The following is a 10,721-nucleotide window of genomic DNA, read 5'->3' on the forward strand; positions in this document are numbered from 1 at the left end:
GCGTGGCGGAGGACGAGGGTCCGGGCGGCGTCGTCGTGGTGGGGGCCGGGCCTGCCGGGCTCGTGCTCGGGCTGCTGCTCGCGCGGGCCGGTGTGCGCGTCACCGTGCTCGAGAAGCACGCCGACTTCCTGCGGGACTTCCGCGGCGACACCGTGCACCCGTCGACGCTGGGCATGCTCGACGACCTGGGGCTCGGCGACCGCGTCGCCGCGCTGCCGCACTCGCGCGTCGTCCAGGGCGCCGTCGACACCGCCGCCGGCCAGGTCGTCGTCGCGGACCTCTCGCGCCTGCCCGTGCGGCACCCGTACATCGCGATGATCCCGCAGTGGGACCTGCTCGACCTGCTCGCGGACGCCGCCGCCGCCGAGCCCACGTTCGAGCTGCGCGTCCGGCACGAGGTGACGGACGTGGTCCGCGACGGCGCCGGACGGGTCACCGGCGTCGCGTACCGCGGCCCGGACGGGCCCGGGCGCCTGCACGCGGACCTCGTCGTCGCGTGCGACGGGCGGTGGTCGGCGGTGCGGCGCGCGGTGGGCCTGCCGTCGACGTCCGTGCGCGTGCCGTTCGACGTGTGGTGGGTGCGCGTGCCGACCACGCGCCACGTGGGCGAGTCGCTCGTCGGGCGGGTGCGGCCCGGCCGCGTCGCCGTCCCCATCCCGCGGCAGGGGTACCTGCAGCTGGCGGTGCTCGGGCCCAAGGGCACCGACGCGACGCTGCGGGCGCGCGGCCTCGACGCCTTCCGGGCGGAGGTCGCGGCGCTCGTGCCGGAGGTCGCGGACGACGTGGACGGCATCGCGTCGATGGACGACGTCAAGCACCTCGACGTGCGCGTCGACCGGCTGCGGCGCTGGCACGCGCCCGGCGTGCTGTGCATCGGCGACGCGGCGCACGCGATGTCGCCGGTCGGCGGCGTCGGGATCAACCTGGCGGTGCAGGACGCGGTCGCGACGGCCCGCCTGCTGGCGCCTGCCCTGCGTCGCGGCGCCGTCACCGGGCCCGCGGGCGACCGCCTGCTCGCGCGGGTGCGGCGCCGGCGCCTCATGCCGACCGTCGTGATCCAGTCGGCGCAGCGCGTCGCGCACGCCCGGCTCATCGCGCCGGCGCTCGACGGCCGGGTCGTCGCGCCGCCGCGCGCGCTCGTGCGGCTGCTGCGGCGGTTCCCGGTGCTGACCGCCGTGCCGGCCGCCGCCGTCGGCATCGGCCCCCGGCCGGAGCGCGTGCCCGCGTGGGCGCGGCGGCGCTGAGCCGACCGGCGCCCAAGGAGCCAGTGAGCCGACCGGCGGCAGAGGGCCCATGAGCTGACCGGAGGCCGGTCGGGCGCCGTCCCACCGGCCCCCGTGGCACCGCTCCCGCTGCTGAAACGGTTCGGCCCCTCCCGTCGGACCGGGTCCACCCCGCACGGTGGTGCCGACCCGCGGTGCTCCCGGCCCGGCGGCCGTCGACATCGTTGTCGTACCGCAGGCCCGGGCACCGACCCCTCAGCGGACAGGAGACCCCCGCATGCCCATCCGTGCGCGCGACCGGCTGCGCCGGCTCGCCCTCGCCCTTCCCGTCGCCGTGCTGGCGGCGGGCCTCGGTGCCACGCTCGCCGCGACCCCCGCGGCGGCCCACGGCTCCGTCACCGACCCGCCCAGCCGCAACTACGGCTGCTGGGAGCGGTGGGGCGACGACCACATGAACCCGTCGATGGCCCAGTCGGACCCCATGTGCTGGCAGGCCTGGCAGGCCAACCCGAACACGATGTGGAACTGGAACGGCCTCTTCCGTGAGGGCGTCGGCGGCCGGCACGAGCAGGTCATCCCGAACGGCCAGCTCTGCTCGGGCGGTCGGACGCAGAACGGCCTGTACGCCTCGCTCGACACCCCGGGCGCGTGGGTCATGAAGAGCGTCCCCACCAACTTCACGCTCACGCTGACGGACGGCGCGAGGCACGGTGCCGACTACATGCGCGTGTACGTCTCGAAGGCGGGCTTCGACCCGACCCGTGAGGCGCTCGGCTGGGACGACCTCGACCTGGTCAAGGAGACCGGCCGCTACGGCACCACCGGTCTGTACCAGACGGACGTGAGCCTCGCGGGCCGCTCGGGCCGCGCGGTGCTGTTCACGGTGTGGCAGGCCAGCCACCTCGACCAGCCGTACTACCTGTGCTCCGACATCAACATCGGCGGCACGGCGAACCCGAACCCCAACCCGAACCCGACGACGCCGGCCCCCAACCCGACGACGCCGGCCCCGAACCCGACCACCCCGGCGCCGAACCCGACGACGCCCGCGCCGAACCCCAACCCCACCACCCCGGCGCCGAACCCGACGGGCGCCTGCACGGCGACCGTCTCGGTGACGAACACGTGGGGCGGCGGCTACCAGGCCGACGTGCGGGTGACCGCCGGCACCGGCGGCGTCCGCGGCTGGAAGGTCACCGTCAACGGCGCGACCATCACGCAGGCGTGGAGCTCCACGGCCTCCGGCAACGTCCTGACGAACGCCGGCTGGAACGGCACGCTCGCGGCCAACGCCTCGACGACCGCCGGCTTCATCGGCTCGGGCTCGTCGTCCGGCCTGACGGCGACCTGCTCGGCGGCGTGATCCCCGGCCCCGGTCCGCGTCGTGGACCGGCGGCCTGACCGAACGGCCCCACCGGCGGCACGAGCCGGCAGGGCCACGCACCACCCGGGCCCGGGTGCAGCACCTCTCCGCTGCACCCGGGCCCCGGCACGTCCGCGCCGGGCCCCACCGCCGCCGCGTCGAACGGGCTCTGGTTCGCCGATCCGCCGCCACTTCCGCGAACGAGGACCCGTTCGCCGCCGGCGGGCGGTCAGCCGGTGGGTTGCGTCAGCCGGTAGGTTCCGTCAGCCGGTGGGCTGCAGGAGGTCCAGCAGGACGTCCTTGCGGCCGCGCGCCAGGCGGTCGTAGGCGCCGCCCGCCGCGGTCCGCAGCACGTAGGGCGCGCGGAGCAGGCGGTTGCGCGGGTACCGCGAGCGCGCCTGCTCGTGCCGCAGGTTGTCGACCGCGAGGTCGTACGCCCAGTCCTGCACGTGGGGGCGCAGGGCGTCGAGCCCGTCGACGAGCGCGGCGGCGCGCGCGAGCAGCCGCGCGTTGCGGTCCCCGCCGGGCTCGCGGAGCATCCGCAGCTTCTCGCCCGCGGAGCGGCGCCGGACGCCGCCCGAGACGTTCGTCGGGTGCGTGCGGTAGCGCAGGCCGGGGCGCTCGTCGAGCGCGACGCCGCCGGTCGCGGCCGCGAGCAGCGCGTACCAGGCGTCGGTGCGGAACCCGTGCGGCACCGGCGGCGCCAGGTGGACGAGGTCGCGGCGCAGCGCCGCGGTCGCACCGTGCGCGAGGAACCGCCGCACCAGCACGCGGAACGCCTCGCCCGCGCGGTACTGCGCGAGCTCCTCGGGCGTGACGCCCTCGGTGCGCAGCATGGACGTCGAGACGGTCACGCCGTCCGGGTCGATGATCTCCGCCTCGCAGTGCACCAGCAGCAGCTCGGGCCGCGCGGCGAACAGCTCGACGGCGTGCGCGAACCGGGTGGGCAGGCACACGTCGTCGTGGTCGCACACCACCACGACGTCGCCCGTGCAGGCGGCGTAGGTGCGTGCCATGTTGGCGTCGAGGGGCGTCGGCTCGGACGGGAGGATCGTCCACACGACCGGGAGGCCCGCGGCGCGCGTCCGCTCGACGAACGACCGGACGAGCTCCTGCGACCCGTCCGTCGAGCCCGCGTCGGCGACGACCACCTGGTCGGGCAGGCGGGTCTGGGCGAGGATCGACTCGAGCTGGTCCCCGAGGTAGCGCGCGGCGTTCGTCGAGGTCACGGCAGCCGAGACCGTGAGCGTGTGCGGTGCGGCCATGCCGACGTCCTCCCCCGGGCTCGCACGGACGCCGTCGGGTCGGCGCGCGGCGGCGCCGTCACGGTATCGGACGTCTCGGGACGAACGGGGCGTCGCTGCGGGTGAACCCGCCCGCCAGTCGGCTCAGCCGAGCAGCGACACCGTGCCGACGGCGGCGAGTGCCAGCACCGCCAGTCCGAGGGCGAGCCCTCCGACGACGCCGCCCCAGAACCGCCAGTCGGCGCCTGCGGTGTGCGGCTCCCACGTGTACACCGCGTCGGGGTGAGGCAAGGGCCGGGAGAACCACGCCGCGGCGTGCTCGGTGGAGCAGAACCCGGGATACCAGTGGTTCTCGACCGTCCCGTCGTGCGACTCCACGTCGAGCCCGAGGAACCCCTCGGGCGCCGTCTCGTAGGTGGCCCCGCAGAGGGCGCACTCGTAGGCACCCGACTCGTCCGTCACGCGGCTCAGGATGCAGCACGGCGCGACGTCACACGTGCCCGCTCGCGCCCGCGCGCGGACCGCGGGAACGGCACGTCCGCGGATCGGGTTGACTACGTCCGTGACGACGAGCAGCACCCGACTCCCCCGCGTCCGCGCCTCCGAGCTGGTCGGCCGCGGCTGGCTCAACACCGGCGGCAAGGACGTGACGCTGGCCGACCTGCGCGGCAAGGTCGTCGTCCTCGACTTCTGGACGTTCTGCTGCATCAACTGCCTGCACGTCCTCGACGAGCTGCGCGAGCTCGAGGAGCGGCACCGCGACGTGCTCGTCATCATCGGCGTGCACTCGCCGAAGTTCGTGCACGAGGCGGACCCGGTGGCGATCGCGGCGGCCGTCGAGCGGTACGAGGTGCACCACCCGGTGCTCGACGACCCCGAGCTCGTCACGTGGCAGGCGTACACCGCGCGCGCGTGGCCGACGCTCGTCGTCGTCGACCCCGAGGGGTACGTCGTCGCGCAGATGGCCGGCGAGGGGCACGCGCACGCCGTCGAGGCACTGGTCGACGAGCTCGTCGCCGAGCACGAGGCCAAGGGCACGCTGCACCGCGGCTCCGGCCCGTACGTGCCGCCGCAGCCGCAGCCGTCGACGCTCCGCTTCCCCGCCAAGGCCGTCGAGCTGCCGGGCGGGAACCTGCTCGTGGCGGACGCCGGGCACCACGCGCTCACCGAGCTGGCCGCGGACGGCGAGACGCTCGTGCGCCGCATCGGCTCGGGCGAGCGCGGGCTCGTCGACGGCGGCCCCGACGACGCGCGGTTCAGCGAGCCGAACGGGCTGTGCCTGGTGCCGGACGAGCTGCGCGAGCGGCTCGGGTACGACGTGCTCGTCGCGGACACCGTCAACCACGCGCTGCGCGGGGTGCGGCTCGCGGACGGGCACGTGACGACCGTCGCGGGCACCGGTGAGCAGTACATGGTGAGCGCGGTGGACAACGTCACCGACGGCGGTGCGACCGAGTCGGGCGTCGGCGACGTGTGGCCGGCCCGCGGCATCAAGCTCTCCTCGCCGTGGGACGTCACGTGGTCGGCGCAGGCCGGCACGTTCGTGGTCGCCATGGCCGGCAACCACACGCTGTGGGCCTTCGACGCGGTCGCGGGCACGGTCACGTACCGCGCCGGGACGATGAACGAGGGCCTCCTCGACGGCGCGCCCGCGGACTCGTGGTTCGCGCAGCCGTCGGGCCTGTCCGTCGCGGCGGACGGGCGCATCTGGCTCGCCGACGCCGAGACGTCCGCGCTGCGCTGGGTCGACCCCGCCGACGCGTCGGTGACGACCGTGGCCGGCACCGGCCTGTTCGACTTCGGCCACCGCGACGGCGCCGCCGACCAGGCGCTCTTCCAGCACCCGCTCGGCGTCGCGGCCCTCCCCGACGGCTCCGTGCTCGTCGCCGACACCTACAACGGCGCGCTGCGCCGCTGGACGCCCGGCACCGACGGCGGCCCCGGCGAGGTCACCACGCTCGCGACCGACCTCGCGGAGCCGAGCGGCCTCGTGCTGCCGTCCGGCGACGCGGAGCACGTGCTCGTCGTGGAGTCCGCCGCGCACCGCCTCACGCGCGTGCCGCTGCCCGCCGACGCCGTGGGCACGCACGTCGACGGCGGCGCGCACCGCACGCAGCGGCCCGTCACCGAGATCGCCGGCGGCGAGGTGTCCCTCGAGGTCGTGTTCACGCCCGCGCCCGGGCAGAAGCTCGACCTGCGCTGGGGCCCGTCGACGTCGCTGCGCGTCTCGTCCACGCCGCCGGGGCTGCTCCTCGACGGCGCCGGCGACGACGTCGAGCTGACCCGCACGCTGCGCCTCGACCCGGCCGTCGGCGAGGGCGTCCTGCACGTCACGGCGCGCGCCGCGAGCTGCGACGACGACCCGGCGGTCGAGCACCCGGCGTGCCACCTCGCCGCGCAGGACTGGGGCGTGCCGGTGCGCGTCGTCGACGGCGCCCCCGCCGTGCTGACGCTGCCGCTGCTGGGCTGAGGCGCGCGCCGGGCGTCAGTGCGTCGCGTCGCCGACCGCGATGGCGAGGAGCACCGACAGCGCCGTGCGCACCTGCGGGCCCGTCGACGCGGCGCTCGACGCGGCGATCTCGACGACCCACTCGCCGCGCTCCACCGTGAGCGACGTCGTGTCGCCCGCGTCGGCGGGGCTGCCGCCGCGCGCGATCGTCGCCGGCGCCCCGTCGCCCGTGCGCCGCAGCACCGCCCACTCGTCGCCGCCGAGCGTCTCGGTGACCGCCCCCGCGAACGCGAGCAGGCGCGGCACGACGCCCGGCTGCGCGGCGCCGATCGCGACCGCACCCGTCGCGACGAGCTTCTCGACGGCCACCGTCGGGTCGGCCACCGCGGGCAGCGTCCGCGCGCGGGCGCGCTGACGGCGGCGTTTCGCCTGGTACTGCGCCTGGTCGGCGCGCCGGAACAGGTGCCGCGCCCCGACCGCGCCCATCACGGACGTCGACGCGACGCCGTACGAGATCGCGGCGCCGTGCGGCAGCGGGAACTTCGCGACGGTCGACGCCATCGTCTCGGTGACGACGGAGCGCGGCTGCCCCACCGTGACGAGGCAGAACTCGTCGCCGCCGATGCGCGCGGCGGTGGTGCCCGGCAGCGCGTCCGACGCGCGGCGCAGCACGTCCGCGACGGCGCGCAGCAGGTCGTCGCCGGCGTCGTGCCCGAGCTCGTCGTTGACGCGCTTGAGCCCGTCGACGTCGCACATGACGATGCAGGTCTCCCGCCCGGACGCGAGCGCGGCGTCGGCGGCCTGGTCGGCCACCCGCCGGTTCGCGAGCCCGGTCAGCGGGTCGTCGGCGATCATGTGCCGCACCTGCTGCTCGAGGTCGACGCGGGCGATCGCACCGGCCGCGAGCGCGGCGAGCACCTCGGCCGTCGCGACGTCGTCGACGTCGAAGCGCGGCGCCTCGACCGCGCGCACGACCGTCACCTGCCCCCACACGGAGTCGTTGACGACGATCGGCGAGCTGAGCGCGGAGCCGGCACCCAGCTCGCGCAGCGTCTCGACCTCGACGCGGTCGCCGGCGGTCTCGTCGCCGGGCAGGACGGAGCGGCCGCGCTCGTCGAACGCGTGCGCGACCCAGCTCGCCCGGTCCCGGATCAGCCCGCGCAGCGCCGGACGCTCGTCCGCCCGGTACGTCGTGGCCAGCAGCGCCACGGCGCGGGGGTCGTCCGTCGGCGGCTCCATGCGCAGCACCCGGCACGTGTCCTGGGAGATGCGGCACAGGACGGCCGAGTCCGCGGCGAGCACGTCGACGGCCGTCTGCGCCGCCGCCTCGAGCACGCCGTCGACGTCGCGGCACGCGTCGAACCGGTGCGCGGCCACCGCGAGACCGCGCACGCCACCGAGGTCCGCAGCCGAGAGCGTGCCCCGGTGCGCACCCTTGGCAGCCGTGCCCCGACGCGTCACGGGGACATCATCGACCCTCGGTGGTCCGACCGCCGAGACCGACCCGTGAGAGGTCGGTGAGATCACCCACGTGCGCGCCCGTCCGGACGCCGGTGCAGCGGGAAACGTTTCGGGGCCTTGTCCGCGACCCGTGCGCTCACGAGCCTGTCGGCACACCGTCTCCCCCGTCCGGAGCCGCGCACCCACCCGACGAACCCCCACCGCGGCGACGCCGCCGCCCGTGCGAGAGGGACCCCCCGCATGACCCGACACCGCCTCCTCCGACGAGCCCTCGCGGGGCTCGCCGCCACGACCGTCCTGGCGGGCGCGCTCGTCGCCCTGCCCACCGCCGCGCAGGCCCACGGCGGGCTCACGTACCCCGCCACCCGCACGTACCAGTGCTACGTCGACGGCCTCGCCGGCGGTCAGGCCGCGGGCCAGGCGGGCAACATGCTGCCGACGAACCCGGCCTGCAAGGACGCCATCGCGTCGAGCACGTACGGGTTCTACAACTGGTTCGGCAACCTGCTCGGCACCATCGACGGGCGCCACGAGACCATCGCCGACGGCAAGCTCTGCGGCCCGGACGCGCGCTTCGACGCGTTCAACCGGCCCAGCGCGTCGTGGCCGACGACCCGCGTGCAGGCCGGTCAGCGCATCACCTTCCAGTACGCGGCGACGGTGCCGCACCCCGGCTGGTGGACGCAGTACATCACCAAGGACGGGTGGAACCAGGGCGAGCCGATCGGCTGGGACGACCTCGAGCCCGTGCCGTTCGACCGCGTGCTGAACCCGCCGCTGCGCAACGGCGGCCCGCAGGGCCCGGAGTACGCGTGGGACGCGACGCTGCCGAACAAGTCCGGCAAGCACGTGATCTTCTCGATCTGGGAGCGCACCGACAGCCCCGAGTCGTTCTACAACTGCTCGGACGTCGACTTCGGCGGGGGCGGCTCGACGCCGGTGCCCACGCCGACGCCCACCCCCACGCGCACCCCGACGCCGACGCCCACGCCGTCCGTGACACCCACGCCGACGGTCACGCCGACCCCGACCGCGAGCCCGACGCCCACGCCGACCCCGTCCGTGCCCGCCGACGCGGTGTGCGAGGTCGAGATCGACACGACGAGCGCCTGGAACGGCGGCTTCCAGGGCAACGTCACCGTCTTCAACGCGACCATGCAGCCGGTCAGCGGGTGGGAGCTGAGGTGGCGCTTCACCAACGGCGAGAAGGTGACGCAGGCGTGGAGCTCGACGACCACGCAGTCCGGTGACACGGTGACGGCGAAGAACGTCGCGTGGAACGGCACGATCGCGCACCACAACGCCGTGTCGTTCGGCTTCATCGGGTCCGGCACGCCGAAGGACGCGACGGACGTGACGCTCAACGGCTCGCCCTGCATCGTGCGCTGACCTCGCACGACGCACCGACGCCCGGTGCCCCGCCAGGGGCGCCGGGCGTCGTCGCGTCCGGCGGCCGCGTGCGGGAGCGGGCTCAGGCGCTCACTGGGCGTGGATCGGGCCGCCCGGGCTGACGCGCACGTGGACGCCGTGCACGACGCGCGGGACGTCGGCTGCGCGGGCCGTCACCTCGTCGCCGCGGACGCGCACCAGCAGGCCGTAGCCGTCGGCCTCGGGCGCGATGCCCACGGCCGTGACGTCCTGCCGGCCCGCCAGCGTCGCCTTGAGCTCCGCCTTCGCGCGGCGTGCCTCATCGAGATCGGCCACGTCTCCACCTCCCGGTCCCCGGTGGTGGCCCGCGGCGCCCGCGTCAGGCGAGCAGCGTCGCGTCCAGCGCACCGAGGACGGCGTCGATCGGGTTGACGTACGTCAACCCGCGACCATTGTCACCCCCGGTCTCCGACCCGGCAAAGAGCAGACCGAGCGCGACCCCGTCCTCGCGGTACACGAGCGACCCGGAGTCGCCCCCGCGCGAGAACGGGCCGGGCCCGGTGCTCTCCACCTCGATCTGGTCGTCGAACGCGAGGTCGCCGAGCTCGTCCCCGTAGCCGACCACGACGTCGTCGAGCTCGATCGCGGTGACGCGACCGGTCGTGACGGCGGTGGTCCGCCCGCTCTTGCCGACGCGCTCGCCGCCGAGCGCGCGCGCCGTCGTCGTGACCCGGCCGACCGGGTACGTCGGGTCGACGTCGGGCTCGTCGAGCAGCGCGACGGCGGCGTCGACGTACGCCGTCCGTCCCGGCGCGAGCGGCACCGTGGCCGCCAGCGTGCCGACGCGGTCCCGCGCCGTACCGCCGTCCGCCGGGCCGGGCTGGACGACCACGTCACCCTCCCGCGCGGCGGGCGAGCCGGCGAGCACGTGGTAGTTCGACAGCGCGTGCACGCGCCCGCCGACCAGCACGAACGCGCCGAGCGTGCCGGCGGTGACGTCGACGTGCGCGATCGAGACGCCGGGGCGCAGCGGCCGCACGCGGCCCGTCTCGCCCATCGCCTGCGCGGTGATGACGGGCGGGCGCGGACGCACCGGCCGGTCCACGACGAGCGGCCGGATCCGTCCCGTCCGCCGCACGTCGACGGCCGGGCCGACCTCGTCCGCGACGCGACGCGCGAGCGACCGCACGCCCGGCAGCCCGAGGCGGTACCGCACGGCGACGCCGTACCCGCCGTCCGCCCCCACGGCCACGCCGATCGCCAGCGGCGCCCCCACGGGCCCGCTCGTCGACGCGCGCACCGTCCGCTCCGCGAGCTCGCGGGCGTACGTGGTCGCGTGCTCCTTGGCCTTGCGCGCGTCGTCGTGGTCCAGCTGCATGCGTGCCCCCTGCGTCGTGCCCGTCGTCGCCACCCCCTGCGGGTGCCGCACCGACCGTGCGTGTCGTCCCGTCCGGTCCGTCCCGTCCGGTGGTCAGTGTGGCCGCGACCACCGACAGCCGCCCGCCGGGGGCGGCGGCGTCCCGGCAGCCGGACCTCGGCCCTCGGGCGGCGCGCGCGACGGCCCGACGACGCCCCGACGTACGACGGCGCCGGTCGGGGACCGGTCGTCGCGC

At 76.0% G+C, this 10,721-nt stretch carries 9 protein-coding genes; 4 read left to right on the top strand and 5 right to left on the bottom strand.

Going from position 1 to position 10,721, the window contains the following annotated elements:
* The first annotated feature begins 2 nt into the window (after window positions 1-2).
* Window positions 3-1,244, top strand: a complete 1,242-nt coding sequence (locus ACFUMH_RS08970; RefSeq protein WP_378203601.1) for an FAD-dependent oxidoreductase — start codon at window positions 3-5, stop codon at window positions 1,242-1,244.
* Between the two features lie 256 nt (window positions 1,245-1,500).
* Window positions 1,501-2,586: a lytic polysaccharide monooxygenase gene (locus ACFUMH_RS08975; RefSeq protein ID WP_378203604.1), complete on the top strand. Its 1,086-nt coding sequence runs from the start codon at window positions 1,501-1,503 to the stop codon at window positions 2,584-2,586.
* 263 nt (window positions 2,587-2,849) lie between these two features.
* Here ACFUMH_RS08975 and ACFUMH_RS08980 read toward each other — a convergent pair whose 3' ends face one another.
* Both ACFUMH_RS08980 and ACFUMH_RS08985 read right to left on the bottom strand, forming a co-directional pair.
* Window positions 2,850-3,851, bottom strand: a complete 1,002-nt coding sequence (locus ACFUMH_RS08980; RefSeq protein ID WP_378203607.1) for a glycosyltransferase — start codon at window positions 3,849-3,851, stop codon at window positions 2,850-2,852.
* Window positions 3,852-3,974: 123 nt separating this feature from the next.
* Window positions 3,975-4,292 carry a hypothetical protein gene (locus tag ACFUMH_RS08985; protein ID WP_378203610.1) on the bottom strand — a complete coding sequence of 106 codons (318 nt, stop codon included), beginning with the start codon at window positions 4,290-4,292 and terminating at the stop codon, window positions 3,975-3,977.
* A gap of 100 nt (window positions 4,293-4,392) precedes the next feature.
* On the opposite strand from ACFUMH_RS08985, the gene ACFUMH_RS08990 reads away from it, so the two are divergent.
* Complete coding sequence (locus ACFUMH_RS08990; protein ID WP_378203612.1) at window positions 4,393-6,300, top strand: NHL domain-containing thioredoxin family protein; 1,908 nt, start codon at window positions 4,393-4,395, stop codon at window positions 6,298-6,300.
* 15 nt (window positions 6,301-6,315) lie between these two features.
* Here ACFUMH_RS08990 and ACFUMH_RS08995 read toward each other — a convergent pair whose 3' ends face one another.
* On the bottom strand, window positions 6,316-7,740 hold the full coding sequence (locus tag ACFUMH_RS08995; RefSeq protein ID WP_378203615.1) for a diguanylate cyclase domain-containing protein: 1,425 nt from the start codon (window positions 7,738-7,740) through the stop codon (window positions 6,316-6,318).
* A gap of 240 nt (window positions 7,741-7,980) precedes the next feature.
* Between ACFUMH_RS08995 and ACFUMH_RS09000 the strand changes: the two genes are divergently transcribed.
* The gene (locus tag ACFUMH_RS09000) at window positions 7,981-9,129 is read left to right on the top strand and encodes a lytic polysaccharide monooxygenase (RefSeq protein WP_378203618.1); all 1,149 of its coding nucleotides are present in this window, start codon (window positions 7,981-7,983) and stop codon (window positions 9,127-9,129) included.
* Window positions 9,130-9,219: 90 nt separating this feature from the next.
* Here ACFUMH_RS09000 and ACFUMH_RS09005 read toward each other — a convergent pair whose 3' ends face one another.
* Entirely contained in the window at window positions 9,220-9,444 is a 225-nt protein-coding gene (locus tag ACFUMH_RS09005; protein WP_378203621.1) for a hypothetical protein, read from the bottom strand.
* A 43-nt stretch (window positions 9,445-9,487) separates the two neighbouring features.
* On the bottom strand, window positions 9,488-10,486 hold the full coding sequence (locus ACFUMH_RS09010; RefSeq protein WP_378203623.1) for a hypothetical protein: 999 nt from the start codon (window positions 10,484-10,486) through the stop codon (window positions 9,488-9,490).
* Between the last annotated feature and the right edge of the window lie 235 nt (window positions 10,487-10,721).

The sequence above is a fragment of the Cellulomonas sp. NPDC057328 genome, assembly GCF_042667215.1.
In the GTDB taxonomy this organism is placed as follows: Bacteria; Actinomycetota; Actinomycetes; order Actinomycetales; family Cellulomonadaceae; genus Cellulomonas.

Coding starts and splice junctions, on each gene's coding strand:
- ACFUMH_RS09000 (WP_378203618.1), top strand. CDS start 7,981: ATGACCCGACACCGCCTCCTCCGACGAGCCCTCGCGGGGCTCGCCGCC.
- ACFUMH_RS09010 (WP_378203623.1), bottom strand. CDS start 10,486: ATGCAGCTGGACCACGACGACGCGCGCAAGGCCAAGGAGCACGCGACC.
- ACFUMH_RS08980 (WP_378203607.1), bottom strand. CDS start 3,851: ATGGCCGCACCGCACACGCTCACGGTCTCGGCTGCCGTGACCTCGACG.
- ACFUMH_RS08975 (WP_378203604.1), top strand. CDS start 1,501: ATGCCCATCCGTGCGCGCGACCGGCTGCGCCGGCTCGCCCTCGCCCTT.